Origin of the sequence: Nocardioides okcheonensis (genome assembly GCF_020991065.1) — a bacterium.
Lineage (GTDB): Bacteria > Actinomycetota > Actinomycetes > Propionibacteriales > Nocardioidaceae > Nocardioides > Nocardioides okcheonensis.
Genome location: NZ_CP087710.1, coordinates 2,737,042 through 2,764,019 on the forward strand (window position 1 = coordinate 2,737,042; position 26,978 = coordinate 2,764,019).

At 72.4% G+C, this 26,978-nt stretch carries 26 protein-coding genes; 22 read left to right on the forward strand and 4 right to left on the reverse strand.

Annotation, left to right across the window (positions count from 1 at the left end):
- Positions 1–154 precede the first annotated feature (154 nt).
- Genes LN652_RS13285 through LN652_RS13325 form a run of 9 tightly spaced genes read left to right on the forward strand, consistent with a single transcriptional unit; the run spans position 155 to position 8,265 of the window.
- Positions 155–2,392: a chemotaxis protein CheA gene (locus tag LN652_RS13285; protein ID WP_268932175.1), complete on the forward strand. Its 2,238-nt coding sequence runs from the start codon at positions 155–157 to the stop codon at positions 2,390–2,392.
- Between the two features lie 9 nt (positions 2,393–2,401).
- Positions 2,402–2,833 carry a chemotaxis protein CheW gene (locus LN652_RS13290; protein ID WP_230441103.1) on the forward strand — a complete coding sequence of 144 codons (432 nt, stop codon included), beginning with the start codon at positions 2,402–2,404 and terminating at the stop codon, positions 2,831–2,833.
- Entirely contained in the window at positions 2,830–4,500 is a 1,671-nt protein-coding gene (locus tag LN652_RS13295) for a methyl-accepting chemotaxis protein (protein ID WP_230441104.1), read from the forward strand. The genes LN652_RS13290 and LN652_RS13295 overlap by 4 nt, the downstream gene beginning before the upstream one ends.
- A 25-nt stretch (positions 4,501–4,525) precedes the next feature.
- Positions 4,526–5,650: a protein-glutamate methylesterase/protein-glutamine glutaminase gene (locus LN652_RS13300; protein ID WP_230441105.1), complete on the forward strand. Its 1,125-nt coding sequence runs from the start codon at positions 4,526–4,528 to the stop codon at positions 5,648–5,650.
- Positions 5,647–6,537: a CheR family methyltransferase gene (locus tag LN652_RS13305; RefSeq protein ID WP_230441106.1), complete on the forward strand. Its 891-nt coding sequence runs from the start codon at positions 5,647–5,649 to the stop codon at positions 6,535–6,537. Before LN652_RS13300 ends, LN652_RS13305 begins: the two co-directional genes overlap by 4 nt.
- A gap of 1 nt (position 6,538) precedes the next feature.
- Positions 6,539–6,928, forward strand: a complete 390-nt coding sequence (locus LN652_RS13310; protein ID WP_230441107.1) for a response regulator — start codon at positions 6,539–6,541, stop codon at positions 6,926–6,928.
- Entirely contained in the window at positions 6,925–7,392 is a 468-nt protein-coding gene (locus LN652_RS13315) for a chemotaxis protein CheX (RefSeq protein WP_230441108.1), read from the forward strand. Before LN652_RS13310 ends, LN652_RS13315 begins: the two co-directional genes overlap by 4 nt.
- Before the next feature lie 16 nt (positions 7,393–7,408).
- Complete coding sequence (locus LN652_RS13320) at positions 7,409–7,771, forward strand: response regulator (RefSeq protein WP_230441109.1); 363 nt, start codon at positions 7,409–7,411, stop codon at positions 7,769–7,771.
- Positions 7,768–8,265 (forward strand): hypothetical protein, encoded by a 498-nt coding sequence (locus LN652_RS13325; RefSeq protein ID WP_230441110.1) that lies wholly within the window; start codon positions 7,768–7,770, stop codon positions 8,263–8,265. The genes LN652_RS13320 and LN652_RS13325 overlap by 4 nt, the downstream gene beginning before the upstream one ends.
- Positions 8,266–8,281: 16 nt before the next feature.
- Here the strand turns inward: LN652_RS13325 and LN652_RS13330 are convergent, their stop codons facing one another.
- A complete protein-coding gene (locus tag LN652_RS13330) occupies positions 8,282–9,040 on the reverse strand; it encodes a TetR/AcrR family transcriptional regulator (protein ID WP_230441111.1) in 759 nt (252 codons plus the stop codon).
- Between the two features lie 75 nt (positions 9,041–9,115).
- On the opposite strand from LN652_RS13330, the gene LN652_RS13335 reads away from it, so the two are divergent.
- The 6 genes from LN652_RS13335 to LN652_RS13360 all read left to right on the forward strand — a co-directional run bounded on the left by LN652_RS13335 (position 9,116) and on the right by LN652_RS13360 (position 15,253).
- On the forward strand, positions 9,116–9,517 hold the full coding sequence (locus LN652_RS13335; protein WP_230441112.1) for a VOC family protein: 402 nt from the start codon (positions 9,116–9,118) through the stop codon (positions 9,515–9,517).
- Between the two features lie 28 nt (positions 9,518–9,545).
- Positions 9,546–9,842, forward strand: a complete 297-nt coding sequence (locus LN652_RS13340; protein WP_230441113.1) for a hypothetical protein — start codon at positions 9,546–9,548, stop codon at positions 9,840–9,842.
- Positions 9,843–10,073: 231 nt separating this feature from the next.
- Positions 10,074–11,798 (forward strand): methyl-accepting chemotaxis protein, encoded by a 1,725-nt coding sequence (locus LN652_RS13345; RefSeq protein ID WP_230441114.1) that lies wholly within the window; start codon positions 10,074–10,076, stop codon positions 11,796–11,798.
- 228 nt (positions 11,799–12,026) lie between these two features.
- Entirely contained in the window at positions 12,027–13,715 is a 1,689-nt protein-coding gene (locus LN652_RS13350) for a methyl-accepting chemotaxis protein (protein ID WP_230441115.1), read from the forward strand.
- Between the two features lie 21 nt (positions 13,716–13,736).
- Positions 13,737–14,213 carry a glutathione peroxidase gene (locus tag LN652_RS13355; RefSeq protein WP_230441116.1) on the forward strand — a complete coding sequence of 159 codons (477 nt, stop codon included), beginning with the start codon at positions 13,737–13,739 and terminating at the stop codon, positions 14,211–14,213.
- Positions 14,210–15,253, forward strand: a complete 1,044-nt coding sequence (locus LN652_RS13360; RefSeq protein ID WP_230441117.1) for a hypothetical protein — start codon at positions 14,210–14,212, stop codon at positions 15,251–15,253. The genes LN652_RS13355 and LN652_RS13360 overlap by 4 nt, the downstream gene beginning before the upstream one ends.
- Before the next feature lie 2 nt (positions 15,254–15,255).
- On the opposite strand, the gene LN652_RS13365 is transcribed toward LN652_RS13360, so the two are convergent.
- Positions 15,256–15,537, reverse strand: coding sequence for a GNAT family N-acetyltransferase (locus tag LN652_RS13365; protein ID WP_230441118.1), 282 nt, complete (start codon positions 15,535–15,537; stop codon positions 15,256–15,258).
- 80 nt (positions 15,538–15,617) lie between these two features.
- Here LN652_RS13365 and LN652_RS13370 point away from each other — a divergent pair, with 80 nt between their 5' ends.
- A complete protein-coding gene (locus tag LN652_RS13370; protein WP_230441119.1) occupies positions 15,618–16,997 on the forward strand; it encodes an NAD-dependent malic enzyme in 1,380 nt (459 codons plus the stop codon).
- Positions 16,998–17,158: 161 nt separating this feature from the next.
- Here LN652_RS13370 and LN652_RS13375 read toward each other — a convergent pair whose 3' ends face one another.
- On the reverse strand, positions 17,159–19,279 hold the full coding sequence (locus LN652_RS13375; protein WP_230441120.1) for an MMPL family transporter: 2,121 nt from the start codon (positions 19,277–19,279) through the stop codon (positions 17,159–17,161).
- A gap of 152 nt (positions 19,280–19,431) precedes the next feature.
- Between LN652_RS13375 and LN652_RS13380 the strand changes: the two genes are divergently transcribed.
- The gene (locus LN652_RS13380) at positions 19,432–19,935 is read left to right on the forward strand and encodes a MarR family winged helix-turn-helix transcriptional regulator (RefSeq protein WP_230441121.1); all 504 of its coding nucleotides are present in this window, start codon (positions 19,432–19,434) and stop codon (positions 19,933–19,935) included.
- A 57-nt stretch (positions 19,936–19,992) separates the two neighbouring features.
- On the opposite strand, the gene ppgK is transcribed toward LN652_RS13380, so the two are convergent.
- Positions 19,993–20,748 (reverse strand): polyphosphate--glucose phosphotransferase, encoded by a 756-nt coding sequence (gene ppgK / locus LN652_RS13385; RefSeq protein WP_230441122.1) that lies wholly within the window; start codon positions 20,746–20,748, stop codon positions 19,993–19,995.
- Positions 20,749–20,994: 246 nt separating this feature from the next.
- Here ppgK and LN652_RS22045 point away from each other — a divergent pair, with 246 nt between their 5' ends.
- The 5 genes from LN652_RS22045 (at position 20,995) to LN652_RS13415 (ending at position 26,943) form a co-directional block, all read left to right on the forward strand.
- Positions 20,995–22,461, forward strand: a complete 1,467-nt coding sequence (locus tag LN652_RS22045) for a fatty acid desaturase (protein ID WP_329958431.1) — start codon at positions 20,995–20,997, stop codon at positions 22,459–22,461.
- Between the two features lie 9 nt (positions 22,462–22,470).
- Positions 22,471–23,034 carry a TetR/AcrR family transcriptional regulator gene (locus LN652_RS13400; RefSeq protein WP_230441123.1) on the forward strand — a complete coding sequence of 188 codons (564 nt, stop codon included), beginning with the start codon at positions 22,471–22,473 and terminating at the stop codon, positions 23,032–23,034.
- On the forward strand, positions 23,031–24,419 hold the full coding sequence (locus tag LN652_RS13405; RefSeq protein ID WP_230441124.1) for an MFS transporter: 1,389 nt from the start codon (positions 23,031–23,033) through the stop codon (positions 24,417–24,419). The genes LN652_RS13400 and LN652_RS13405 overlap by 4 nt, the downstream gene beginning before the upstream one ends.
- Positions 24,420–24,428: 9 nt before the next feature.
- Entirely contained in the window at positions 24,429–25,640 is a 1,212-nt protein-coding gene (locus LN652_RS13410; RefSeq protein ID WP_230441125.1) for a M15 family metallopeptidase, read from the forward strand.
- A gap of 325 nt (positions 25,641–25,965) precedes the next feature.
- Positions 25,966–26,943: an NADPH:quinone oxidoreductase family protein gene (locus LN652_RS13415; protein WP_230441126.1), complete on the forward strand. Its 978-nt coding sequence runs from the start codon at positions 25,966–25,968 to the stop codon at positions 26,941–26,943.
- The last annotated feature ends 35 nt before the right edge of the window (positions 26,944–26,978 follow it).

The window sequence follows — 26,978 nt, forward strand, 5'->3', positions numbered from 1 at the left end:
CACGGGTCACCCGCGTCGGGACCTCCGTCCCGCGGGCGCCGGGACCATGGGCCCGATCGCTCCCGCGCCCCTCAGGAGCCCCCCGCCGGGGCCGATCCGAGGCTCGACAAGACCTCTCTGGTCTTCCCTGCGGACGGAGCCCACGTTGGATGCCATGGACGGCCTCGACGAGATCATCGGCGAGTTCCTGGTCGAGAGCCACGAGAACCTCGACCAGCTGGACCGCGACCTCATCGCGCTGGAGCGCGACCCCTCCTCCTCCACGCTGCTCGCCAGCGTCTTCCGCACCATCCACACGATCAAGGGCACCAGCGGCTTCCTGGCGTTCTCGATCCTGGAGTCGGTGACGCACGTCGGCGAGAGCCTGCTGGCCCGCCTGCGCGACGGCGAGCTGGCCCTGACCCCCGGCCTCACCAGCCTGCTGCTCGAGGTCGTCGATGCCGTCCGCTCCCTGCTCACCAACATCGAGCACACCGGGGCCGAGGGCACCGAGACGTACGACGGGCTGGTGGCGCGCCTCGCGGCCGTGCTCGACGGCGAGCTGCCCGAGGACCCCGCCGCGCCCGAGGCCGACGAGGCTGCCGACGAGACCGACTCCGACGAGCCGGCCGAGGAGCCGGCCGAGGAGTCGGAGCACGACCTGCCCGCCCCCGCGACGCTGGGTGTCGTCCCGGCCCGCACCGACGCCGCCGACGTGCCGGACACCGCCGCCGCCGAGGAGCCGGCCGAGGGCCGCCGCTCGGTGGCCGACAGCACCATCCGCGTCGACGTCGCGCTGCTCGACTCGCTGATGAACCTGGTCGGCGAGCTGGTGCTCACCCGCAACCAGATGCTCCAGCGCGTCGCCACGCGCGAGGACGTCGAGCTGGCCCGCACCACCCACCGGCTCAACCTGGTGGCCGGCGAGCTGCAGGAGAGCGTCATGAAGATGCGCCTGCAGCAGATCGACACGCTGTGGAGCAAGCTGCCCCGCGTCGTCCGCGACCTCTCGGTGCAGCTCGGCAAGAGCGTCGAGCTGGACATGCGCGGCAAGGAGACCGAGCTCGACAAGACCATCCTCGAGGCGGTCCGCGACCCGCTGACCCACCTGGTCCGCAACAGCATCGACCACGGCATCGAGAAGCCCGACGTCCGCACCGCGCAGGGGAAGCCGGCCCACGGCACCCTGTCGATGCGCGCCTTCCACGAGGGCGGCCAGGTCAACATCGAGATCACCGACGACGGCGCCGGCATCGACCCCGCCCGGCTGCGCGACAAGGCCGTCTCGAAGGGCCTGATGGACCGCGAGACCGCGGCGCGCCTGAGCGACCACGAGGCCGTCAACCTGATCTTCACGCCCGGGTTCTCCACCGCCGAGGGCGTCACCAACGTGTCGGGCCGCGGCGTCGGGATGGACGTGGTGCGCACCAACATCGAGCGCATCGGCGGCGCGATCGACCTCTCCAGCGAGCCCGGCTCGGGCACGACGGTCCGGATCCGGATCCCGCTGACGCTGGCGATCATCCCCGCCCTGGTGGTCTCCGCGGCCGGGCACCGGTTCGCGATCCCGCAGGTCAACCTGCTCGAGCTGGTCCGCCTCGACGCGGCGCAGGCCGCGACCGCGATCGAGAGCGTGCACGGCTCGCCGGTCTACCGGCTGCGCGGTCGCCTGCTCCCGCTGGTCGACCTGCGCGAGACCCTCGACCTCCCCGGCGTCGAGCGCGAGACGACCTACGTCGCGGTGCTCAAGGCCGACAACCAGCAGTACGGCCTGGTCGTCGACGACATCCTCGACACCGAGGAGATCGTGGTGAAGCCGCTCGGCACGCACCTGCGCCAGCTGCCGCTCTACGCCGGCGCCACCATCATGGGCGACGGCGCGGTCGCGCTCATCCTGGACGCCACCGCCCTCGCCCGGCGCGCCGGCATGACCCCCGAGGCCGAGCTCGGCACGCTCGCCGCGCACGGCGCCGACGCCAGCGAGGACGCGGCCTCCCTGCTCCTCGTCGAGCTCGGCGACGGTCGTCGCGCGGCGATCCCCGTCGCGGCGGTCGACCGGCTCGAGGAGATCGAGCGCGGCCGCATCGAGCGGGCCGGCCACCACGAGGTCGTCCAGCACCGCGGCCAGATCCTCCCGCTGGTGCGCCTCGACCACGTGCTCCACGGCGACGCCGGCCACCAGGGGCTCTCCACGCTCCAGGTGGTGGTGTGCCGCCAGGGCGAGCAGCAGGCCGGGGTGGTCGTCAACGCGATCCTCGACATCGTCGAGGCCACGCTGGACGCGCGTACGCCCCTCGACTCCACCGGCGGCGACGGCTCGGCCGTCGTGTCGGGCCACGTCACCGAGCTCGTCGACATCGCCCAGGTCTTCGCCGGACTCCCGTCCGGTGACCGCCTGGCCTGGTCGGCCTAGGAGGCCCTGATGTCCCAGTACTGCACCTTCGCCCTCGACGGACACGTCTTCGGCGTCCCGGTCTCCTCCGTCCAGGAGGTGCTGCGCTCGCAGGACCTCACGGTGGTGCCCCTGGCACCCGACGAGATCGCCGGCCTGCTCAACCTCCGCGGCCAGATCGTCACGATGCTCGAGCTCCGGGCCCGGCTGGGGCTCCCGCCCCGCGAGCCCGACGCCCCGTCGGTCAACGTCGTCGTGAAGTCGCCGGACGGCAGCGCCGTCAGCCTGGTCGTCGACGAGATCGGCGACGTCCTCGCTCCCTCGAGGGACGCCTTCGAGGCACCGCCGGACACCGTGCCGGCCTCCATCCGCAGCCTCGTGACCCGCGTCTGCAAGCTCGACACCCACCTCATGCTCCTGCTCGACACCGAGCGCGCAGTCACCTCCGAAGGAATGTCATGACCGTGCTGAACCCCCCGGCCAGCCGCACGCAGGCCGTCCGTGCCCGCAGCGGGCGCGCCCAGGCCGCTCCCACCTCGCGGCGCGGCCTGCTGGACCGCTTCCGGGACCTGCCGACCGCACGCAAGCTGCTCGTCGGCTACCTCGTCCTCGTCGCGATGATGGCGGTGGTCGGCGCGATCGGGCTGCAGCAGCTGAGCGCGTCCGAGAACCGGATCGAGTCGCTCTACACCGACAGCTACGAGGCCTCGCTCAACCTCGCCGCCATCAACGTCGACGAGGCGAACGTCTCCGCGGTGCTGGAGGAGGCGATGCTCGACGGGATGACGCCTGAGCTCAAGGCCGAGATGGACAAGCTCGCCACCGACGTCAACGCGAACTGGGACGCCTACCTGGCCACCGACACCACCGGCCGCGAGAAGGTCATCGCGCAGTTCGAGAAGTCGCTCGCCGCCTTCCGCTCGGTCCGCGACGACACCGTCCTGCCCCTCCTCGCCGACGGCAAGCTGGGCCAGGCCAACACCGCCAAGCACGAGCAGCTCGACCCGGCGGCACAGCAGCTGACCGACGACCTCGGCACCGTCATCGACACCGAGAAGGCCATCTCGAAGGACCTCATCACCGCGTCCAAGAGCGCGTACGCCAACGCACGGGTGCTGATCATCGGCCTGGTGCTCGTGGCCGGCGCCCTGGGCATCGCCCTGGCCGTGTTCCTGGGTCGCCTGGTGGCGCGTCCGCTGCAGCGCACCGTCGAGGTGCTGGAGCTCGTGGCCGCCGGTCGCCTGGACCAGAGCCTGGAGGTGGACTCGGCCGACGAGATCGGGCGGATGAGCACGGCGTTGAACGGTGCGTTGGGGAAGCTGGCGTCGGCGATGGGTCAGATGGATGCGAATGCGCGGTCGTTGGCGTCGGCGTCGGAGGAGCTGTCGTCGGTGTCGGGTCAGATGAGTGGGTCGGCGTCGGAGTCGTCGTCGCAGGCGGGTCTGGTGTCTGCGGCGGCGGAGCAGGTGTCGCGGAACGTGCAGACGGTGGCGACGGGGACCGAGGAGATGTCGGCGTCGATCCGCGAGATCGCGCAGAACGCGTCGAATGCTGCGGGTGTGGCGGCGCAGGCGGTGGTGGTGGCGGAGTCGACGAACGCGACGGTGGCGAAGCTGGGTGATTCGTCGGCGGAGGTCGGGAACGTGATCAAGGTGATCAACTCGATCGCGGAGCAGACGAACCTGTTGGCGTTGAACGCGACGATCGAGGCGGCTCGTGCGGGTGAGGCGGGCAAGGGTTTCGCGGTGGTGGCCAACGAGGTCAAGGAGCTGGCGCAGGAGACGGGGAAGGCGACCGAGGACATCGGGCGTCGGATCGAGGCGATCCAGTCGGACACGGAGGCTGCGGTGGCGGCGATCGCTGAGATCGCGGAGATCATCGGTCAGATCAATGACACGCAGGCCACGATCGCGTCGGCGGTGGAGGAGCAGACGGCGACGACGAACGAGATGAGCCGGAACGTGGCGGAGGCGGCGACGGGGTCGAGTGACATCGCGGTGAACGTGACGGGTGTGGCGCGTAGTGCCTCGGACACGCAGGCGGCGGCGAACTCGACGTCGCAGGCGGCTGACGAGCTGGCCCGGATGGCGGCCGAGATGCGCACCCTCGTCGGCCAGTTCCAGTACTGAGCGACGGACCGAGGAGGAGGACGCGATGTCGCGAAAGGTACGGGTGCTGGTCGTCGACGACTCCGTCGTCGTGCGCCGGCTCGTCGCCGAGGCACTGGCCGCGGACCCGCAGATCGAGGTCGTCGGCACGGCCGCCAACGGCCGCGTGGCACTGGCCAAGATCGCCCAGGTGAACCCGGACCTGGTCACGCTCGACATCGAGATGCCCGTGATGGACGGGCTCGAGACCCTGCGGCACCTGCGCCCGCTCCACCCGCGGCTGCCGGTCGTGATGTTCTCCACCCTCACCGAGCGTGGTGCCACCGCGACCCTGGACGCCCTCGAGCTCGGCGCGAGCGACTACGTCACCAAGCCGGCCAACGTCGGCAGCGTGATGGCCTCGATGGAGGCTGTGCGGCAGCAGCTGGTGCCGAAGATCCACGGCCTGTGCCGCCGGATCATCGCCCCGCCCGCCCCGCCGCGGCCCCTGCTGACCGCCCCGGTCGCACCGCTCGCACCCCGTGGCCGGCCCGCGACGGCCACGAACCAGGTCGACGTGGTGGCGATCGGGGCCTCCACCGGAGGCCCCGACGCCCTGTCCGCGGTGCTCGCCGCCCTGCCCGCCGACCTCGGCGTCCCGGTCGTGGTCGTGCAGCACATGCCCCCGGTCTTCACGCGGCAGTTCGCCGACCGGCTCAACGGCAAGGTCCCGCTCCACGTGAGCGAGGCCAGTGCCGGCGACCCCGTGGTGGCCGGCGGCGTGCTCGTCGCGCCCGGTGACCACCACCTCCGCTTCCGCGGCACGCGGGCCCTCCCCTCGGGCATCGTGGCGGCCCTCGACCAGGGCACCCCGGAGCACTACTGCCGCCCGGCCGTCGACGTGATGTTCCGGTCGGTCGTCGAGACGTGGGGCGGCCACGTGCTGGCCGTCGTGCTCACCGGCATGGGCTCCGACGGGGCCAGCGGGTGTGCCGCGGTCGTCGCGGCCGGCGGCTCCGCGCTCGTGCAGGACGAGGCCACCTCGGTCGTGTGGGGGATGCCCCGGGCGGTCGTCGAGGCCGGCGTCCCCGCGCAGGTCCTGCCGCTCCACCAGATCGGTCCAGCCATCGTCGACCGCGTGCGCCGCGGGCGCCGCGGCCCCTACTCCCCCCGAGAGGCGGCCCTCGCATGAGCCTGTCCCCCCGCTCCTTCACCTTCGTGGCCGACCTGGTCCGCCGTGAGGCGGCGATCGTGCTCGAGTCCGGCAAGGAGTACCTCGTCGAGGCCCGGCTGCAGCCGCTCGCCCGTGCCGCCGGGTTCGCGGACCTGGACGCCTACGTCACCCACCTGCAGTCCGGCGCCGGCTACCCCGGTCGCGCGGCGGTGGTGGAGGCGTTGACCACCAACGAGACGTCGTGGTTCCGCGACCGCGAGCCCTTCGACGTGCTGGCCTCCCACGTGCTGCCGGACCTGCTCGCCCGCAACGCCGCCCGGCGCAAGATCACCGTCTGGTCGGCCGCCTGCTCGAGCGGGCAGGAGGCGTACACGATCGCCATGCTGCTGGCCGAGCACGTGGTGCCGCGCGGCTGGCAGGTGGAGATCTTCGCCACCGACATCGCACCGAGCATGGTCGCCCGCACCCGCGCCGGCAGCTACAGCCAGCTCGAGATCGGCCGCGGGCTCCCCGCGCCGCTGATGGTCAAGCACTTCCAGCGCCAGGGCACCCAGTGGCAGGTCTCCGACCAGCTGCGCTCGATGGTGCGGACCCAGGTGATGAACCTGGCGGCCCCGTTCCCGCCGATGCCGGTCTTCGACCTGGTCTTCCTGCGCAACGTGCTCATCTACTTCGACCAGCCGACCAAGCGCTCGGTGCTCAGCCGGGTGCGCCAGGTGATGTCGCCCGACGGCTACCTCTTCCTCGGGGGCGCGGAGACCACGCTCGGCATCGACGACACCTGGCACCGACAGCCCGTCGGCCGGCTCACCCTCAACCGTCCCCGCCCCCCCGCGACACCCGCTCCGGTCCCGCCGCGCACCGTGCCCGGCCTCGTACGACCGACCCGACAGGAAGCGATCTGACATGCACGCCCTCGTGATCGACGACTCCCGCACGATGCGGATGATGCTCGCGCGCCAGCTCCAGAGCCTGGGCTTCGACGTGCTCCAGGCCGGCGACGGCAAGGAGGCGCTCGAGGTGCTCGAGGAGCACCGCGGCGATCTCCCGGTGCTCGCGACCGTCGACTGGAACATGCCGGTGATGAACGGGCTGGAGTTCGTGCACGCCGTGCGTGCGGATCTCGGCCTGCGCGACGTCACGCTGATGATGGTGACCACCGAGGCCGAGCAGGGGCAGATCGTGCGGGCACTCGCCGCCGGCGCCCACGAGTACCTGATCAAGCCGTTCTCCGCCGAGGCGTTCGTCGACAAGATCGACTACCTCGGCCTCAACCCGCAAAGGGGTGTCGCATGAGCTCGAACGTCCAGGAGTCGCCGGTCACGCCGGACGACCTCCACCTCCTCGGCGAGGAGGTGCTCACCGCGTTCCTGCTGCAGGACGCCCCGCCCGCGTCGTCGCCGGAGGAGGAGCAGACCGGCCGGCTGCGGGCCTCGGTCGCCGTGCACGGCCAGTGGACCGGGTGGATCACCCTCGAGGTGTCCCGCGCGGCCGCCGCCGACCTGACCCGCCGCATGCTGAGCGACCCCGAGGTCAGCGAGGAGGACGTCCGCGACGCCGTCGGCGAGCTCGTCAACGTGCTCGGCGGCAACGTCAAGAGCCTGCTCGTCGACGGCAGCGTCCTCGGCCTCCCCGAGGTCCTCGACGCCGACGCCGCCGAGTGGCCCCACGTCGAGATCTGCCAGGCCCTCCTGTGGTGGGCCGGCCACCCCGTCGAAGTCCGCGTCTGGGGCGCCGACCCGGTCCGCCCCGCCCTCTGAACCAGGAGACACCCCCATGAAGATCCTCATCGCCGACGACAGCCGGGTGATGCGCCAGATCGTCATCCGCACGCTGCGCCAGGCCGGCTACGGCGGCCACGACCTGATCGAGGCCGAGAACGGAGCCGTGGCGCTCGAGCTGGTGCACACGCAGTCGCCCGACCTCGTCCTGTCCGACTGGAACATGCCCGAGATGAACGGCATCGACCTGCTCCGGGCGCTGCGCGCCAGCGGCCAGCAGGTGCCGTTCGGGTTCGTCACCTCCGAGGGGACCCCCGAGATGGTGGACCGCGCGATGTCGTCGGGCGCGCTGTTCCTCATCGCCAAGCCGTTCACCGCGGACTCCTTCCGCGACCAGCTCGACGCGGTGGTCGCATGAGCACCGACCTCGACCTGGTCCGCTCGCCCAGCGCGCTGGAGGTGCGCGAGCTGCTCAGCGGGCTGTTGGGCCGTGACGTCAGCCTCGAGCCGGCGGAGGGCTTCAGCGGCGACTCCGCCGCCGGGTCGACGTTCGCCGTCTACGTCGACGACCGGCTCACCACCCGTGCGGTGGCGGTCGTGGACCTCCCGCTGTCGGCGTACGCCGGCGCCGCGGTCGGCCTGCTGCCGGCCGGCGGGGCCCAGGACGCGGTCGCCGAGCGCGACCTGACGCCGATCCTCAAGGAGAACCTCGCCGAGGTGCTCAACGTGATGGCGGCGCTGCTCAACGAGGAGGGCCGTCCGCACGTCAAGCTGGCCGACGTCCACCACGTCGGCGCCTGGCCGAGCCCGCAGGTCTGCGCGGACGCCGCCGCCACCGGTCGGCGCCTCGACCTCTCCGTCACCATCCCGCTCTACGGCGCCGGCCGGCTCTCGATCGTCGGGGTGCGCTGACCCGGTCGACGCAGGATCAGCGCCCGACGAGGGCGGCGAGCCCGTCGAGGGTGCGCTCGAGGCCGAACGCCCAGGCGTGGTCGGCCGACCACGCGCTGCCCTGTGCCTCGCCGGCAGCGGTGCCGACCCGCACCGCCCGCGGGTAGGCGGCCGGGTCGAGCGCGCGCTCCAGCACGGGCCGGTTGGCGGCCCACCAGTCCGCGTCGCTCATCGCCGAGTCCGTCGTCGCCCGCGCCGCGTCGTGGACCGCGCGGCAGTGCTGCTGGACGAACCCGAGGAGGTGCGCCAGCGCCGCGTCGGTCTCGACGTCGGGCAGGCCGGTGCCGTCGAGCGCGGCCAGCTCGTGCTCGTACTTGCCCATCACCCCGGGGCCGAGCGGCGGGCGGCTCAGCGCGGCGACCTCGGTGAGCCACGGGTGGGCGGTGAGCAGCCGCCGGTTGTCCTCCGCGACGGCCCGCAGCCGGTCGCGCCAGGGCTGGTCCGTCCAGGGCGTCCGGTCCATCGCGAGGTAGCAGCGGTCCACCATCAGGTCGAGCAGCTCGGGCTTGCCGGGGACGTAGGTGTAGACCGACATGGCGGAGACGCCGACCCGCTCGGCCACCGCCCGCACGGTCACCGCGGCGAGGCCCCGTTCGTCGGCGATCCCGACCGCGGCCCCGACGACCGTGTCCACCGTCAGCGACCGCGCCGGCCCCTTGCGGGGCGCGTCCGGCGCCGTGCCCCACAGCAGCGCCAGCGTCCGGCTGGGCTCGCCGGCCCCGGTCCTCTCGCTCACGGGAACCATTCTGGCACGCGTTCGTTGTACGGTGTACACCGTACAAAGTACGGTACAGCAACCGAGGAGGACCCCGTGCACGTCACCGCTTCCGCCCTGTCGCTCAACGTGCCCGACGTGGAGGCGTCGGCCGCGTGGGCACGGCAGCACCTGGGCTTCACCACCGCCATGGAGGCCGACGGCTTCTGCTCCCTGGCCCATCCCGACGCGGGGTTCCACCTGATCTTCCTGCGCACCGGCCTGGCGTCCTTCAAGCCGTCCTTGGCGGCCGGCAGCGCCGACGGCCTGCTGGTGGTCCTCACGGTCGAGGACGTCGACGCCGAGCACGCCCGGCTGGTGCGGGAGGGCGTCGAGGTGGTCACCCCCCTGGAGACCGAGCCCTGGGGCGAGCGCTACTTCCAGATGACCGATCCGAACGGCGTGGTCTTCCAGCTCGTGCAGTGGGTCGAGGCGCCCGACCCGCAGTACGCCGGCTGAGCCGGGCCCGGGCTGGCATCCTCGTCGGATGGGCGAGCCGACGGAGGACGAGAAGTGGCTGGTCGTCGACGGCCGGCGCTGGCGGCGTACGGACCCGGCGGTCCCCGCCGACGCGCTCGCGCGGCTGAAGTCCCACCTGGGCCGGGGCCGCTCCGGGGTCCGCTCCGCTCCTGACGACGCCGCGCTGGCCGCGACGCGGCACCGCACCCAGCTGGCGAAGGTCGGGCTCGGCGAGCGCGGCACGCCCTGGTGGGAGCAGTCCGACGACGAGCGACGCGAGCGGTGGGAGTCGGCGCTGGCCGAGCTGGACGCCCTCGACGACTGAGCGAGACCTCTGAGGACGCGGAGGCTAGGGAAGCCCGGTCACGTCCGGACGCACCCGATGGCGCGCGCGCATCGTTCGTCCGGGTGGTGTGACAGGGCCGAAGGTCCCGATCTGCCCCCGAAGTAGGTATCTCGACGTCGAGATTGCCGTTCCATGGTCCTGTCCCTGATCGACCATCCTTTCTCTGCAAGTTGACGCTGGTTCTCCACGGAATCCGCGGCAACATCTCGGATGCGGACCAGACCACGGAGAAACGTCGTGACCGCCGTCCTCACCCCGCCCGCCACCCGTACGTCCCCGCCCGCCCCGCGAGCGACCCGTCGTCGCGCGGGCGCGACCGAGACGCCCCGCGCCACCTCACCCGGACTGCTGGGCCGCTTCAAGGACCTGCCGACGGCGCGCAAGCTGATGATCGGCTTCCTGCTGATGGTCGCCCTGATGGCCGTGGTCGGCGGTCTCGGGATCGTGCGGCTCGCCTCGGCGCAGGACCGCGTCGAGGTGATGTACCGCGACAACTTCGAGGCCACGCTGTGGCTCGCGGACACGGCCGACGCGATGTCCAGCAGCACCGACGCCCTGCACGACGCCGTCATCTCGGGGGAGCGAGCCTCCATCCCTGACCTGCGCTCGACCCTCGCCGAGGCAGACGCGGCCCTCGACGAGTCCTGGGCCCTCTACACCGGCACCGACATGACCGGTCGCGAGGAGGCCCGGGACGCCTTCGCCGCGGCGGTCGCCGACTACCGGTCGTTGCGCGACGACACCCTGGTGGCGCAGCTGGAGGCCGGGCAGGTCGACGACGCGATCGTGACCCTCCAGGAGGGCCTGGAGAAGCCCGAGAAGGCCGCGTCCGACGCCCTCGACGAGCTGACCTCGATGGAGACCGGCATCGCCGGGGGCTCGCTCGCGGAGTCCCGCACGGGCTACACGTCGGCGCGCGCGCTGATCATCGGCCTGGTGGTGGTGGCCGGGATGCTGGGGGTCGCCCTGGCGATCGGCATCGGTCGGATGGTGGCGCGTCCCCTGCAGCGCACCGTCGCCGTCCTGCAGCAGGTGGCCCAGGGCCGCCTCGACGACAGGCTGGCGGTGGAGTCCGCCGACGAGGTCGGCGAGATGGCCGTGGCGTTGAACGCGGCGTTGGGGAAGTTGTCGTCGGCGATGGGTCAGATGGACCACAACGCGCAGTCGTTGGCGTCGGCGTCGGAGGAGCTGTCGTCGGTGTCGGGTCAGATGAGTGGGTCGGCGTCGGAGTCGTCGTCGCAGGCGGGTCTGGTGTCTGCGGCGGCGGAGCAGGTGTCGCGGAACGTGCAGACGGTGGCGACGGGGACCGAGGAGATGTCGGCGTCGATCCGCGAGATCGCGCAGAACGCGTCGAATGCTGCGGGTGTGGCGGCGCAGGCGGTGGTGGTGGCGGAGTCGACGAACGCGACGGTGGCGAAGCTGGGTGATTCGTCGGCGGAGGTCGGGAACGTGATCAAGGTGATCAACTCGATCGCGGAGCAGACGAACCTGTTGGCGTTGAACGCGACGATCGAGGCGGCTCGTGCGGGTGAGGCGGGCAAGGGTTTCGCGGTGGTGGCCAACGAGGTCAAGGAGCTGGCGCAGGAGACGGGGAAGGCGACCGAGGACATCGGGCGTCGGATCGAGGCGATCCAGTCGGACACGGAGGCTGCGGTGGCGGCGATCGCTGAGATCGCGGAGATCATCGGTCAGATCAATGACACGCAGGCCACGATCGCGTCGGCGGTGGAGGAGCAGACGGCGACGACGAACGAGATGAGCCGGAACGTGGCGGAGGCGGCGACGGGGTCGAGTGACATCGCGGTGAACGTGACGGGTGTGGCGCGTAGTGCCTCGGACACGCAGGCGGCGGCGAACTCGACGTCGCAGGCGGCTGACGAGCTGGCCCGGATGGCGGCCGAGATGCGCACCCTCGTCAACCAGTTCCAGTACTGAGCCCTCCGGCGTGGCGACGCCCCGGGACCAACGTCCCGCCGGACCGGACCCCTGGGGCCAGCGCGGCGCGACCGGACGGACCAGTCGACGCCCGACCAACGTCCCGAGCCTGCCGGCGATGGTCCCGACGTGTGGTCCGGTCCTCACCGGGACGCTCGAGCGGCCGACGAGGGAGCTGACCCCCGCACGCGTGGCCGAGCATCCGCGCACCCTGAACGAAGGAACGCCATGACCTTGCTGTCCACGTCGGCACCAGCCACCCGTCCTTCCACCGCGTCGCGGACCGCGACCGGGTCGCGGCCGCCCGTCGGCCCGTCCGTCACCTCGCGCGGGAAGCGGAACCGGGTCGGGCAGGCGCTCGTCGACCTCGACACGGGACGCAAGCTCGCCCTGCTCACCGCCGTGTGCCTGGTGCCGTCCGTGCTGATCGGCGTCGTCGGCTACTCGACGATGAACCGGCTGTCCGAGGACACCCACACGATCGACGCCATGCGCATCGCGTCGGGCGAGCTCTTCCACCTCGACAACCGCAACAGCGAGGTCAAGGCCGACGCCTTCCGCGCCCTGGTCCCGGGCGCCGACATCGAGGTCGCGGTGGCCGACGCCACCGACGACGTCGCAAGCGCGCGGGAGGTGATCGCGACCATCGAGGAGCTCGAGCTCCCGGCCGACGTCCGCGCCGCCCTGGCCGACCTCGTGCCCGCCGCCGAGGAGTACTACGACTTCACCGAGGCCTTCGTGGCCGACGCTGCCGACGGCGAGGGCCCGACGCTGTCGGAGGTGGACGTCATCGACGCCAACCACGCGATGGACGCGACCCTCGACGAGCTGCGGGCGGTCGTCGACTCCGACATCGCCGAGCGGGAGCGGGACTTCGCCGGTGCCGAGAGGACCGCGGACGCGATCTTCATCAGCCTGGTGCTGCTCGGCGTGGTGGCCGGCGCGTCCGTCGCGGGCCTCATCGCGCGCGGCATCGTCCGCCGGCTGCGCGGGACCGTCGGCATGCTGGAGCAGGTGGCGGTGGGCCGCCTCGACCAGCGGCTCGACGTGGACTCGACCGACGAGATCGGGCGGATGGCCGGTGCGCTCAACGCGACCGTCGCCAAGCTCGGCGAGATGATGGCCCAGATGGACCACAACGCCCACTCGCTGGCCTCCGCCTCCGAGGAGCTGTCCGCGGTGTCGGGCCAGATGAGCGGCTCGGCCGCGGACTCCTCCGCCCAGGCGGGAGTCGTCTCGGCGGCCGCCGAGCAGGTGTCGCGCAACGTGCAGACCGTCGCGACCGGGACCGAGGAGATGTCCGCCTCGATCCGCGAGATCGCGCAGAACGCGTCCAACGCGGCCGGCGTCGCGGCGCAGGCCGTGGTGGTGGCCGAGTCCACCAACGCGACCGTGGCCAAGCTCGGGGACTCCTCGGCCGAGGTCGGCAACGTGATCAAGGTGATCAACGCGATCGCCGAGCAGACCAACCTGCTCGCGCTCAACGCCACGATCGAGGCGGCGCGCGCCGGCGAGGCGGGCAAGGGCTTCGCGGTGGTGGCCAACGAGGTCAAGGAGCTCGCCCAGGAGACGGGCAAGGCGACCGAGGACATCAGCCGCCGGATCCAGGCGATCCAGGCCGACACCGAGGCCGTCGTCGTCGCCATCGCCGAGATCGCCGACATCATCGGGCGGATCAACGACACGCAGGCCGTCATCGCGTCGGCGGTGGAGGAGCAGACCGCCACCACCAACGAGATGAGCCGCAACATCGCCGAGGCCGCGACCGGGTCCACGGACATCGCCCAGAACGTCACCGGCGTGGCCCGCACCGCCTCCGACACCCAGGCGGCGGCGAGCAGCACCAACGAGGCGGCCGACGAGCTGGCCCGGATGGCGGCCGAGATGCGGGTCCTGGTGGGTCAGTTCCAGTACTGACCTGCTGGCAGACTCGGGGGCATGACCACTCTCTCCGACTTCTCCGCGACGGCGATCGACGGCACCGACACGGACCTGTCCGCGTACGACGGCAAGGTCGTCCTCGTCGTCAACACCGCCTCGCAGTGCGGCTTCACCGGCCAGTACAAGGGCCTCCAGCAGCTCCAGGACACCTACGCCGACCAGGGCCTGGTGGTCCTCGGCTTCCCCTGCGACCAGTTCGGCAACCAGGAGCCGGGCGACGAGGCGGCGATCTCGGAGTTCTGCGAGCGCAACTTCGGGGTCACCTTCCCGCTGTTCTCCAAGGTCGAGGTCAACGGCGACGGCGCGCACCCGCTCTTCCAGTGGCTCAAGGACTCCAAGGGCGGGCTGCTCGGCAGCAAGATCAAGTGGAACTTCACCAAGTTCCTCGTCGGCCGCGACGGCCAGGTGATCGACCGCTACGCCCCCACCACGGAGCCCGAGAAGCTGTCGAAGGACATCGAGAAGGCGCTGTGAGGACCGCCGGCGCCCTCGCCGCGACGCTCGTCGCCGCGGTGGTGGCGTCGGCTGCTCCCGCAGCGGCCGCGCCGCTGGTCGAGCAAGGCGCCCGGCCGCACCCGCTGGTCGAGGAAGGCGCTCTGGCGCCTGTCACGAGACCCCTTCGCCGGGCGGCCGGCACGGTCGTCGGCGCCGGCACCCCCGCGTCCTGCACGTCGCGCGCGGTCGTGCGGGCGGTGGCCGCCGGCGGCCGGATCTCCTTCGACTGCGGGCCCGACCCGGTCACCATCGCGATGCGGCGGACCGCGAAGGTCGTCAACACCTCCGCGCGGGTCGTCCTCGACGGTGGCGGGCTCGTCACCCTGAGCGGGCAGGGCCAGCGGCGGATCCTCTACATGGACACCTGCGACCGCGCCCAGGTCTGGACGAGCGACCACTGCGACGACCAGGCGACGCCGCGGCTGGTGGTGCGGCGGATGCGCCTCGTCGACGGCAGCGCGGCCCGCGAGGACGAGGGCGGTGGTGCGGTGTACGCCCGTGGCGGCCGGCTGCGGATCCTCGACTCCGTCTTCGAGGACAACCGCTGCCGCCGCACCGGGCCCGACGTCGGCGGTGGAGCCGTCCGGGTCTTCGACCAGCACCGCGACCGGCCCGTCGTGGTGCGCGGCTCGACCTTCACCGGCGGACGGTGCAGCAACGGCTCCGCGCTCAGCTCGATCGGTGTCTCGTGGCGCATCTCCGGTTCGACCTTCACCGACAACCGGGCGGTCGGCCGCGGCGCCAACCCGGCGCGCCCCGGGACACCCGGCGGCGGCTCGGGCGGGGCGATCTACCTCGACGGCAACGACATCCACCTCACCCTCGAGGGCTCGACGCTCACCGGCAACCACGCGCGCGAGGGCGGTGGGGCGATCTTCTTCGTCTCCAACGACCGCACCGGCACGCTGACCATCCGCGACTCCCGCCTCGCCGACAACCCCAGCGACGGCTTCGAGACGCTGCCCGGGATCTTCTTCCTCGGGGCGAGCCGCTCGATCACCGGCTCGGTGGTGCGCTGACCTCAGCCCGCGACGAGGTCGGCGTAGTCGGGGTGCTTCTCGATCCACGACGCGACGTAGGGGCAGGTCGGGCGCACGGCCAGGCCCCGCGCGCGGGCCGCGTCGAGGGCGCCGCGGGCGAGCGTCGAGGCGTGGCCCTGGCCGGAGTGGGCCGGGTCGACCTCGGTGTGCACCAGCACGATCGTGCCGTCGCGCAACAGGTAGTCGACGAAGCCGACCAGCTCGTCACCGGCCCGCAGCTCGAAGCGGCTGCGCGAGGGGGCGTCGGAGAAGACGGTGTCCATCCGGCGAACACTACGACCACAACCCCGCCGACCACCGAGGTGACTTGCCCGTAACCCCGGCGGGACGAGAGGGTCGGGGCATGGCAGCAACCGCGTCGTCGTACTCGATCACCATGCGGTTGTACACCGCCCCCGACCACGGCGTGGTCGGGCACGTCGCGACCACCATCGCGCGCAACGGCGGCATCGTCACCGCGATCGACGTCACCGAGTCGCGCCACGACCGGCTGACCGTCGACGTGACCTGCTCGGCCGCCGACGCCAGCCACTCCCAGGAGCTGGTCGCCGCCGTCGACGCGGTCGCCGACGTGACCGTCCACAAGGTCAGCGACCGGACCTTCCTGCTCCACCTCGGCGGCAAGATCGAGGTCAGCTCCAAGGTCCCGCTCCGCACCCGCGACGACCTGTCGATGGCCTACACGCCCGGCGTCGGCCGGGTGTCGATGGCGATCCACGACAACCCCGAGGACGTCCGCAAGCTCACCATCAAGGGCAACTCGGTGGCGGTCGTCACCGACGGGTCCGCCGTGCTCGGCCTGGGCAACATCGGCCCCGGCGCCGCGATGCCGGTGATGGAGGGCAAGGCCGCGCTGTTCAAGCGCTTCGCCGACATCGACGCGTGGCCGATCTGTCTCGCCAGCCAGGACACCGACGAGATCGTGAAGGCCGTCGAGATGATCGCGCCGGGCTTCGGCGGCATCAACCTCGAGGACATCGCCGCGCCGCGGTGCTTCGAGATCGAGCGGCGGCTGCGCGAGTCGCTCGACATCCCCGTCTTCCACGACGACCAGCACGGCACCGCGATCGTCGTCCTCGCCGCGCTGACCAACGCGCTGCGCTGCGTCGACAAGGAGCTGCCGTCCGTGCGGATCGTGGTCTCGGGCGCGGGTGCGGCCGGCACGGCCATCGTCACCCTCCTGCTCGCGGCCGGTGCCCACGACGTGGTCGTGGTCGACCGCTTCGGCGCGCTGTCGGCCGACGACGAGACCCTCTCGCCGGCCCACCGCGACCTCGCCGGCGCCACCAACCCGCGGCGCGCCACCGGCTCGCTGCAGGAGGTGCTGGTCGACGCCGACGTCTTCATCGGCGTCTCCGCGCCCGGCATCCTCGACCCCGAGTGGATCCCGACCATGGCCCCCAAGCCGGTCGTCTTCGCGCTGGCCAACCCGGACCCGGAGGTCGACCCCGCCGAGGCCGACCGCTACGCCGCGGTCGTCGCGTCCGGCCGGTCGGACTACCCGAACCAGATCAACAACGTGCTCGCCTTCCCGGGTGTCTTCCGCGGCCTGCTCGACGCCGGCGCCGACGAGGTCACCACCGACATGCTGCTGCGCGCGGCCCAGGCGATCGCCGACACCGTGACCCCCGACGAGCTGCACGCCGCGTTCATCATCCCGAGCGTCTTCCACCCCGACGTGACCAAGCGCGTCGCCGCAGCGATCAGCGGTCGCGTGGGCTGACTGTCTGGCGCTCGCTCCGCTCGCGCGTGCTCGGCGCCCCGGAGGACGTCGCCTTCCCTCCTCGCTCGACGGCGCTGCCTCGCTGCGCTCGTCGCGCTTGCTCGCTCGTCAGTCCAGGCGACGTGGGGCGCCGAGCCTCCGCGGCTCGGCGCCCGTCTCGCTCAGCCGGTGACCTTGCGCGGCCACCAGAACTTCTCGCCGAGCGTCATCGCGAGCGCGGGCACCAGCACGGTGCGGACCACCAGCGTGTCGAGCAGCACGCCGACGAAGATGATCGCGCCCAGCTGGGCCAGCACGACGAGCGGCAGCACGCCGAGCACCGCGAACACCGCCGCCAGCAGGATGCCGGCGCTGGTGATCACGCCGCCGGTGGCGGTCAGTGCGCGCAGCATGCCCGTACGCGTCCCGTGCTCGCGCGCCTCCTCCCTCGCCCGGGTGACGAGGAAGATGTTGTAGTCGACGCCGAGCGCGACGAGGAACAGGAACGCCAGCAGCGGCACCCCGGTGTCCATCGCGGCGAAGTCGAAGACCGTGCGGAACAGCCACCACGACGCGCCCATCGCGGCTGCGTAGGTCGCGAGCACCGTCGCGACCAGCAGCAGCGGCGCGACCACCGAGCGCAGCAGCACCACCAGCGCACCGAGCACGAGCAGCAGGATCAGCGGCAGGATCAGCAGCCGGTCCTGCGCGGCGTAGTCCTTGGCGTCGACCGCCTCGGCGTCGCCGCCCCCGACGTGGGTGTCGTCGAAGTCGGCCACCGCGGCGCGTACGTCCGCGACCAGCGCCCGCGCCTGCTCGCTGCCGGGCTCGGCGTCGGGGATCGCGTCGATCTGGGAGATGCCGTCGGCGCTGGTCGTGATCCGCGCCGAGTCGACGCCGTCGACGTCCTCGACCGCGCCGAGCACCTGGTCGGCGTCGGCCCGGGTGACGACCTGGATCGGGTCGCTGGTGCCGGCGGCGAAGGACTCGCCGAGCCGCTCGGCGGCTGCGATCGCCTCCGGCCGCTCGAGGAACTGGTCGGACGGCTTGAGCCCGGTGCTGATCGAGAACGTGCCGCTGGCCAGCACGGCGAGGGCGACGATGGTGCCGACCACGAAGGTGCGCGGTCGACGGGAGACCGCCTCGCCGACGCGGTGCCACAGCGAGTTGGAGTCGACCAGGACGGTGTCGCCGACGTGGGGGACCCGGGGCCAGAAGACCCAGCGACCGAAGACCACCAGCGCGGCGGGCAGCACGACCAGCGCGAAGGTGGCGGCGATCAGCACGCCGACGGCACAGGCGAGGCCGAGGCCGCGGGTCGTCGGGATGCTCGACAGCAGCAGGGTCAGCAGGCCGAGGACGACCGTGGTGGCGCTCGACAGCACCGCCTCGAACGTGCGGCTCAGCGCGTGGGCCATCGCCTCGAAGCGGTTGTCGGTCGTCTTGAGCTCGTCGCGGTAGCGCGAGATGAGCAGCAGCGCGTAGTCGGTGCCGGCGCCGAACACCAGCACGCTGAGGATGCCGACGGTCGACTCGTCCCACGCGACGCCCGTGAGCTCGAGGACGTTGGTCGCGATGATCGCGGCGAACCGGTCGGCGATGCCGACCACGATGAGCGGCACCAGCCACAGCACCGGGCTGCGGTAGGTGATGATCAGCAGGATCGCGACGACCAGCGCGGTCGCGCCGAGCAGCCGGAAGTCCGCGCCGTCGAAGACCTGGCCGATGTCGGCCTGGATGCCCGCCGGGCCGGTGACCTGGACCTCGACGCCGTCGGGCGCGTCCTCGCGCAGCGTGTCGCGGAGCTTCTCGACCTTGCGGATGTTGTCGGTGGCCGACGACGACGTCACCGGCACGGCGACGAACGCGGCGGTGCCGTCCTCGGCGACGACGACGGGGGACTGCTGCCCGCCGCCGCCCTGGCCGCCCTCCGTGGCGCCCGGCGGGGGACCGCCCTGGCCGCCGCCCTGGCCGGACTCCCCGGAGCCCCCGGCGTCGGACAGCAGCGCGACGGCCTGCTGGGTGAGGTCGCCCTGCACCTGCTCGGAGAGCTCCCCGTCCTCGGCGGTCCAGAGCACGATGGCGACCTGTCCCTCGTCGTCGGGGAGGTCGTCGAGCAGCTGGGCGGCCAGCGTGCTGTCGGCGCCGATGGGCGAGGTGTCGGTGCTGGTCGTCTCGCGCTCGCCCTCGGGGAGGAACGCGAGGACGGCCAGCGCGAGCAGGATCGGCACGAGCGCGACGACCCAGGCCGTACGCCGTCCGGCGATGAACCGCGCCGCGGCGGGAGTTCGGTGGGGGGACACAGGGGCTCCTCGGACGTATTGCTAGTCAGGGTGGTTGCTAACCAAGTTACTCATCAAGTTAGCGGTATACTCTGACGACAGGCAAGTACGGGGGCGACCGGCGTCACCCCCGGAGGTGAGCGAGAGAAGGTCATCCGAGTGCGAGGTGGGTCATGAGCGACCAGCCGCAGCCTCCGGCTGCGCCCGTGTGGGTCGAGCGCGGTGCCGAGCAGCACCAGCCGCCCACGCTGATGGCGCTGCGCGACCTGGTGTCGGCCGGCAGCCGGGTCACCCACGTGGTCTCCCGCCGGGCCGGGCTGAGCGAGTCCGAGCTGGTCACCCTCGAGCACCTCAGCCGCGAGCAGATCGGTCCGGCGGAGGTCGCGCGCCGGCTCGAGGTCTCCACCGCCGCCGCCACCGGCATCGTCGACCGGCTGGTGTCCCGCGGCCACGTCGAGCGGCGCCCGCACGAGGTCGACCGGCGCCGCACCGAGCTGCACATCACCGACTCGGGGCGCGGTGAGATCGTCGGCCACCTGATGCCGATGTTCGCGGCGCTCGACCGGCACGACGCGTCGTTCTCCGAGGAGGAGAAGGCGATCGTCGAGCGCTACCTGCGCGGCGCCACCGCCGCCTTCGAGCAGGTCAGCGGCCCGATGCCGCGCCCCGGCGGCTGACGGGTCGCCCGGCCCGGTTGCGAGGGGCGTACGCCGGTGGGGACGCCGCGCGGGCGGTCAGTCCGCGAGCCCGGCCTTGCGGTGCGCGACGAGCGCGGCGCCGACGATGCCGGCGCGGTTCTGCAGGCTGGCGGGGATGATCTCGGTGTCGATCTCGATGAGGTGGCCGAACTTCTCCCACGACTTGCTCACGCCGCCGCCGACGACGAACAGGTCGGGGGTGAAGAGCCGCTCGACGTGGCGGAAGTAGCGGGTGAGCCGCGCCGACCAGTCCTCCCACGAGAGGCCCTCGCGCTCGCGTGCGCTGGTGGCGGTGGTGACCTCGGCGACGGCGCCGTCGAGCTCGAGGTGGCCGAGCTCGGTGTTGGGGACGAGCTCGCCGTCCCAGATCATCGCCGAGCCGATGCCGGTGCCGAGGGTGATGACCAGCACCTGGCCGCGGCGGCCCTTCGCGGCGCCGAACTCCGCCTCCGCGAGGCCGGCCGCGTCCGCGTCGTTGACGACGTGGACCTCGCGACCGAGCGCCTCGGTGAAGATCGCGTCGGCGTCCTCGCGGATCCACGACTTGTCGATGTTGGCGGCGGACAGCACCACGCCGCGGCGCACGATGCCGGGCACGGTCACGCCGACCGGGGTGCTGGAGGCGGGGAACGAGCCGACGATCTGCTCGAAGACCTGCGCCACTGCCGCCGGGGTGGCGGGCTTGGGCGTGTCGATGCGGACCCGGTCGTGGGCGAAGTCGCCGACCTCGAGGTCGACGGGCGCGCCCTTGATCCCGGTGCCGCCGAAGTCGATGCCGAAGGGGTGATCCATGGCGCACAACCTATCGCCAGCGCCCGCCCACTGTGACGCCGGCAACAGGCGTGTGAGACGTGTGGGATGCGTTCAGCGATCCCCGGTCAGCCGGGGATCGCTGAACTTGTCAGGCGTTGCAAAGGCCGACAAGTTCAGCGAGAGCCGGTCAGCCGGGGATCGCTGAAGTTGACAAAGGAGCCCCTCTTGTCAAACGAGGTGTACAGAACCTATGGTCCTGTAAACCCCACGGCAGGAGGTTCGCAGATGCCCGGTTACCCCACTCGACTCGCCCCCAGCGGCACGGTGCCCGAGGGCACGACCGCGCTGTGGACCGACCGCAAGCGCTACCTGTGGCTGATCGGCCTGGTCGTGCCGAGCCTGGCGTTCGTCGCGTTCGGCGGCTACGTCGCCACCGGCTGGAGCGTGTGGTTCTGGGTCGGCCCGATCGTCATCCTCGGCATCGTCCCGGCGATCGACCTCGTCGCCGGGCTCGACCGCTCGAACCCGCCCGACGACGTGATCGAGGCGCTCGAGCAGGACCGCTACTACCGCTGGATCACCTACCTCTTCCTCCCCATCCAGTACGCCGGGTTCCTCGGCGCGATGGCGGTCGTCGGCGGGTGGGACGCCTTCGGGGTCCTCGCCGACGACCCGCTCGGCACCCTCGACAAGGTCGGCCTGGCGATCTCGATCGGCTGCATCGGCGGCATCGGCATCAACACCGCCCACGAGCTCGGCCACAAGAAGGAGGCCAACGAGCGCTGGCTGTCGAAGGTCGCGCTGGCGCAGGTGTTCTACGGCCACTTCTACATCGAGCACAACCGCGGCCACCACGTCCGGGTCGCGACGCCGGAGGACCCGGCGAGCTCGCGGCTGGGGGAGAGCTTCTACCGGTTCTGGCCGCGCACGGTCGGCGGCTCGCTGCGCTCGGCATGGCGGCTGGAGAAGCGGCGCCTCGCTCGCCGCGAGCAGGGCCCGTGGCGCCTGGACAACGACGTGCTCAACGCGTGGCTGATGAGCGTCTCGCTCTGGGCCGTGGTGGTCGTCGCGTGCGGCGTCGAGGTGCTGCCGTACCTCCTCGTCCAGGCGGTCGTCGGGTTCTCGCTGCTCGAGGTCGTCAACTACATGGAGCACTACGGGATGCTGCGGCAGAAGGTCGGCGAGGGCGAGCGCCGGCGCTACGAGCGGGTGCTGCCCAGCCACAGCTGGAACTCCAACAACATCGCGACCAACGTCCTGCTCTACCACCTCCAGCGGCACAGCGACCACCATGCGAACCCGACCCGTCGCTACCAGACGCTCCGTGACTTCGAGGAGAGCCCGGTGCTGCCCACCGGCTACGCCGGGATGATCGTGCTGGCCCTCGTTCCGCCGGTGTGGCGCCGGGTGATGGACCAGCGGGTCGTGGACCACTTCGGTGGCGACGTGACGCTGGCCAACATCAGCCCGCGCAGGCGGGAGGCGTACGTCCGCCGGTACGGGGCCGCGGGTCTCGAGGCTCGCTCCGCTCGCACCTCGACCGACGAGGGGGTGGCGGCCGCGGCGCAGGAGGTGATGGCGGCCCGCTGCCCCGGCTGCGAGTACGTCTACGAGGTGGCCGCGGGCGACGAGCACGAGGGCTTCGCGGCCGGCACGGCGTGGGCCGACATCCCGGCCGACTGGTGCTGCCCCGACTGCGGGGTGCGGGAGAAGGTCGACTTCGTGCCCTGCGAGCCGGAGCGCGCTGCCTAGACTGCGCGCATGGCGACCACCCGCGACCGCATCGTCGCCGCGGCCGTGGAGCTGACCACCTCCGAGGGGTGGGCCGCGGTGACGATGGCGCGGCTGGCCGCGGCGGCCGGGGTCAGCCGACAGACGGTCTACAACGAGGTCGGCTCCAAGCCGGCGCTGGCCGAGGTGATGGTGCTCGACGAGCTGGCCCGCTTCCTCGGCGTCGTCGAGCAGGCCTTCGACGCCGAGCCCGACGACCTCACCCGCGCGATCGAGCGGGCGGTGCGCGACGTGCTCACCCATGCCCGCGCCAACACCCTGCTGCACGCGGTGGTGAGCGCGACCCACGGCGCCGACACCGAGCTCCTGCCGCTGCTGACCACCAACGCCGGCTCGCTGCTCGGCGTCGCCAAGGAGGTCGTGGGCGCCCGCGTGGTGCCGTACGCCCCCGGGATCGACGCCGCCCACCTCGACCCCGCGATCGACATGGTCGTGCGGGTCGTGCTGAGCCACGTCATGCAGCCCTCGTCGTCGCCCGAGCAGACCGGGGCCGACCTCGCCTGGCTCGCCGGGCGCGTCCTGAAGGCGACATGACACAGGTCGCGTGGGGCACGCCGACGGCGCGTGGCGTCGTCGCGGCGGCCGTGCTGGGCTCCGGGATGACACTGCTCGACGGGACCGTCGTGAACGTCGCGCTGCGCACGATGGGCACCGACCTCGACGCCTCGCTCGCGCAGCTGCAGTGGATCACCAACGGCTACTTCCTCTCCCTCGCCTCGCTGATCCTGCTCGGTGGCGCGCTCGGCGACCGGCTGGGGCGGCGGCGGGTCTTCGTCGTCGGGACGGTCTGGTTCGCGGCCGCCGCGCTGCTGTGCGCGCTCGCACCGACGGCCGGGGTGCTCGTCGCGGCCCGCGTGCTGCAGGGAGTCGGTGGCGCGCTGCTGACCCCCGGCAGCCTGGCGATGATCCAGGGTGCCTTCCGCGTCGAGGATCGCGGCCGGGCGATCGGCGCATGGGCCGGGCTCGGTGGCGTGGCGACGGTGCTCGGCCCCCTGGTGGGCGGCGTCCTGGTCGACCACGCGTCGTGGCGCTGGATCTTCCTCATCAACCTGCCGCTCGCGGCGCTTACGGTCTGGCTCGCGCTGCGCTGGGTGCCGGAGACCCGCGACCCGGGAGCCCATGGACGCTTCGACGTCCACGGAGCCGTGCTGGCCACGTTCGCGCTCGCCGGCACGACGTGGGCGCTGACCGACGCCGGCGGCCCGACCACCTGGCTCGCGGTCGCGGTCGGCGCGGTCGCGGCGGTCGCGTTCGTCGTCGTCGAGCGCCGCTCGTCCGCGCCGATGGTGCCGCTGGGCATGTTCGCCGAGCGCACCTTCAGCGCTGCCAACGCCATGACGCTGCTGGTCTACGCGGCGATCGGGGCAGTTCTCTTCTTCCTGGTGCTGCAGCTGCAGACGGTGGGTGGCTACGACGCGTTGCAGGCGGGGCTCGCGACCCTGCCGATCACGGCGTGCATGCTGCTGCTCTCCTCCCGCGCGGGCGCCCTCGCGGAGCGGATCGGGCCGCGGGTGCCGATGACGGTCGGACCCCTGGTCATGGCGGTCGGCACCGCGTGGCTCGTCGTCGTCGGCCGTGACGTCGTGTGGTGGCGCGACGTCGCCCCGGGCCTGACCGTCCTGGGTCTCGGACTCGCCCTCACCGCGACGCCGCTGACGGCGGCCGTGATGGCCGCTGCGCCCGACGAGCTGACCGGCATCGCCAGCGGCGTGAACAACGCCGTCGCCCGCGCCGGCTCCCTGCTCGCGGTCGCCGCGCTCCCGATGGCCGTCGGGCTCTCCGGCGACGACTACCGCGACCCGATCGTGTTCGACGCGTCCTACGACGCGGCCCTGATGATCTGCGCCGCCCTGCTCGTGCTCGGCGGGCTGGTCTCCTGGATCACCATCCCGCACCGGTTGCGTCCGGAGCCTGCCTAGGCTTCTCGCATGGGTGCACGGAGGGGGGCTGGGACACGACTGGCGGCGACGGCCGCCCTGGTCCTGCTGCTCGGCGCGTGCAGCGAGCGCGCCGATCCCGGACCGGCCCCGGCGACGGGGAGCCCGTCGACCCCGACCTCCGGCGAGCCGACCGTGCCCGTCGCCGACCCCGCCCACGCCGTCGACCCGCCCGGACCCCGCAAGGACCGGCTGTGGAGCGCGGACGTCCTCGTGCAGTGGGACCGGTCGATCGACGCCGCGACCGTCAGGCGGATCGAGCGGCTGGACGGGGTCGCGCACACCGAGCGGATCGGGCTGGGCCAGGTCAGCCTGGAGAACCGGGTGCTGACCGTCGCCGCGGTCGACCCGGGGGCCTACCGGCTCTTCACCCGCTCCGACGTCGCCGACCTGCAGGAGGCGTGGGACCGGGTCGCGGGAGGCGAGCTCGCGACCGACGAGAAGGTCGCCCGACGGCTGGCCGACGACGACGCGATGATCCGCCTGGGCACCGACGACTCCGCGCCCGTCCTGCACGTGGGGGCGTACGCCCCGCAGGTCCCGACGATCGACCTCGTCGTCAACACCGCCTGGGCGCCGGACATCGAGATGTCCACCGACAACGGGCTGCTGATCTCCACCGACAACGCCACGCCGGCCAGCATCCGCAAGCCCCTGGAGCGCCTCGTGGGCAAGGGCGCGTCGGTCCAGATGCTCGACGTCGCGTCCCGGCTCGGGCTCGACCCCGACGCGAGGCTCACCGCGATCCCCACCGGCGGCACGCTCGGCAGCCTGGTCGGCACCTACCGCTACCGCGTCCTGGGCGGCGGCCGGATCGCGCCGGACCCGGCCTGGGTGGCGGCCAACATCCGCACCGAGGTGGTCCCGATCCTCGGGAGCGTCACCTGCCACCGGGACCTCTTCCCGCAGCTCCGGGCGGCGCTGCTGGAGGTGCAGCAGCGCGGGCTGGCCGACGAGATCCATCCCGGTGAGTACGCCGGGTGCTACTACCCGCGGTTCATCGCCGGCACCACCACGCTGTCGAACCACTCCTTCGGCCTCGCGCTCGACCTCAACGTCCCCGGCAACCAGCGCGGGACGGTGGGCGACATCGACCGCGACGTGGTGGCGATCTTCGAGACCTGGGGCTTCGCCTGGGGCGGCGACTGGAAGTACACCGACCCGATGCACTTCGAGCTCCGCCAGGTGAAGCGGCCCGGGTGACGACCACCGCTGGTCGAGGGAGGACGGAGTTCCGCCCTTCCGCTGGTCGAGGAAGGACGGAGTCCTGTCACGAGACCCCTCAGCCTCCGGGTCGGCGGGGTCTCGTGACGGTCGCTGCGCGACCTCCTCGACCAGCGGGACGGGTCGGTGGGGTCTCGTGACGGTCGCTGCGCGACCTCCTCGACCAGCGGGACGGGTCGGCGGGGTCTCGTGACGGTCGCTGCGCGACCTCCTCGACCAGCGGGACGGGTCGGCCGGGTCTCGCGACGGTCGCTGCGCGACCTCCTCGACCAGCGGGAAGGGCCCGGGTGACTAGGGTCGGCGCATGCGCGCAGCCCAGGTCGTCACGCTCACCGGTCCCACCGACGTCGAGGTGCGGGAGGTGCCCGAGCCCAGCCCGGGTCCGCACGACGTGCTGGTCGAGGTGCACAGCGTCGGCATCTCCTTCCCCGACCTGCTGCTGAGCCGCGGGGAGTACCAGTTCAGGCCCGAGCCGCCGTTCACGCTCGGCGTGGACTTCGCCGGCGTCGTCCTCGACCCCGGCTCGCCGGAGTCGAGCGGCTTCACTGTGGGCCAGCGGGTCGCGGGCGTGAACCTGCACGGCGGCGCGGCCGAGCAGGTGGCCAACCCGGCGATCTTCACCTTCGCGCTGCCGGACGCCCTGTCGTACGACGAGGGCGCGGCGCTGCCGATGAACTACCTCACCGCCCTCTTCGCGCTCGAGGAGCGCGGCGGGCTGCGGGACCGGGAGACCGTCCTGGTGCACGGCGCGGCCGGGGGCGTCGGCACCGCCACCCTCCAGGTCGCGAAGGGCCTCGGCGCCCGCACGATCGCGGTGGTCAGCACCGAGGCGAAGGCCGCGTTCGCCCGCGCGGCCGGTGCCGACGAGGTCGTCGTCGGTCCGGACTTCAAGGACGCGGTCAAGGAGCTCACCGGCGGCCGGGGCGTCGACGTGGTGCTCGACGTCGTCGGCGGCGACGCCTTCACCGACTCGCTGCGCTGCCTGGCCGAGCAGGGCCGGATCCTGGTGGTCGGCTTCGCGGCCGGCCAGGGCATCCCGGAGGTGAAGGTCAACCGGCTGCTGCTCGCCAACACCGACGTGCGCGGCGTCGGCTGGGGCGCCTACGCGATGACCAGGCCCGGCTACATGCAGAAGCAGTGGCACCGGCTGGCGCCGATGATCGAGGCGGGCGTGGTGCGCCCGCCGGTCGGCGCGACCTACGACCTGGCCGACTTCGGCGCGGCGCTCGTCGACATGGACGAGCGCCGCACCCTGGGCAAGTCGGTCGTCCGGGTGCGCTGAGGGCCACGCGGGGTGGTGTGCGGGGCTAGGGTCGG

Excerpts from the sequence above, each read along its gene's own strand:
- LN652_RS22045 (WP_329958431.1), top strand. The coding sequence starts at position 20,995 with ATGCCCGGTTACCCCACTCGACTCGCCCCCAGCGGCACGGTGCCCGAG.
- LN652_RS13365 (WP_230441118.1), bottom strand. The coding sequence starts at position 15,537 with ATGGACACCGTCTTCTCCGACGCCCCCTCGCGCAGCCGCTTCGAGCTG.
- LN652_RS13305 (WP_230441106.1), top strand. The coding sequence starts at position 5,647 with ATGAGCCTGTCCCCCCGCTCCTTCACCTTCGTGGCCGACCTGGTCCGC.
- LN652_RS13320 (WP_230441109.1), top strand. The coding sequence starts at position 7,409 with ATGAAGATCCTCATCGCCGACGACAGCCGGGTGATGCGCCAGATCGTC.
- LN652_RS13350 (WP_230441115.1), top strand. The coding sequence starts at position 12,027 with ATGACCTTGCTGTCCACGTCGGCACCAGCCACCCGTCCTTCCACCGCG.
- LN652_RS13400 (WP_230441123.1), top strand. The coding sequence starts at position 22,471 with ATGGCGACCACCCGCGACCGCATCGTCGCCGCGGCCGTGGAGCTGACC.
- LN652_RS13370 (WP_230441119.1), top strand. The coding sequence starts at position 15,618 with ATGGCAGCAACCGCGTCGTCGTACTCGATCACCATGCGGTTGTACACC.
- LN652_RS13380 (WP_230441121.1), top strand. The coding sequence starts at position 19,432 with ATGAGCGACCAGCCGCAGCCTCCGGCTGCGCCCGTGTGGGTCGAGCGC.
- LN652_RS13345 (WP_230441114.1), top strand. The coding sequence starts at position 10,074 with ATGCGGACCAGACCACGGAGAAACGTCGTGACCGCCGTCCTCACCCCG.
- LN652_RS13405 (WP_230441124.1), top strand. The coding sequence starts at position 23,031 with ATGACACAGGTCGCGTGGGGCACGCCGACGGCGCGTGGCGTCGTCGCG.
- LN652_RS13285 (WP_268932175.1), top strand. The coding sequence starts at position 155 with ATGGACGGCCTCGACGAGATCATCGGCGAGTTCCTGGTCGAGAGCCAC.
- LN652_RS13315 (WP_230441108.1), top strand. The coding sequence starts at position 6,925 with ATGAGCTCGAACGTCCAGGAGTCGCCGGTCACGCCGGACGACCTCCAC.
- LN652_RS13410 (WP_230441125.1), top strand. The coding sequence starts at position 24,429 with ATGGGTGCACGGAGGGGGGCTGGGACACGACTGGCGGCGACGGCCGCC.
- ppgK (WP_230441122.1), bottom strand. The coding sequence starts at position 20,748 with ATGGATCACCCCTTCGGCATCGACTTCGGCGGCACCGGGATCAAGGGC.
- LN652_RS13340 (WP_230441113.1), top strand. The coding sequence starts at position 9,546 with ATGGGCGAGCCGACGGAGGACGAGAAGTGGCTGGTCGTCGACGGCCGG.
- LN652_RS13310 (WP_230441107.1), top strand. The coding sequence starts at position 6,539 with ATGCACGCCCTCGTGATCGACGACTCCCGCACGATGCGGATGATGCTC.
- LN652_RS13300 (WP_230441105.1), top strand. The coding sequence starts at position 4,526 with ATGTCGCGAAAGGTACGGGTGCTGGTCGTCGACGACTCCGTCGTCGTG.
- LN652_RS13355 (WP_230441116.1), top strand. The coding sequence starts at position 13,737 with ATGACCACTCTCTCCGACTTCTCCGCGACGGCGATCGACGGCACCGAC.
- LN652_RS13295 (WP_230441104.1), top strand. The coding sequence starts at position 2,830 with ATGACCGTGCTGAACCCCCCGGCCAGCCGCACGCAGGCCGTCCGTGCC.
- LN652_RS13290 (WP_230441103.1), top strand. The coding sequence starts at position 2,402 with ATGTCCCAGTACTGCACCTTCGCCCTCGACGGACACGTCTTCGGCGTC.
- LN652_RS13325 (WP_230441110.1), top strand. The coding sequence starts at position 7,768 with ATGAGCACCGACCTCGACCTGGTCCGCTCGCCCAGCGCGCTGGAGGTG.
- LN652_RS13415 (WP_230441126.1), top strand. The coding sequence starts at position 25,966 with ATGCGCGCAGCCCAGGTCGTCACGCTCACCGGTCCCACCGACGTCGAG.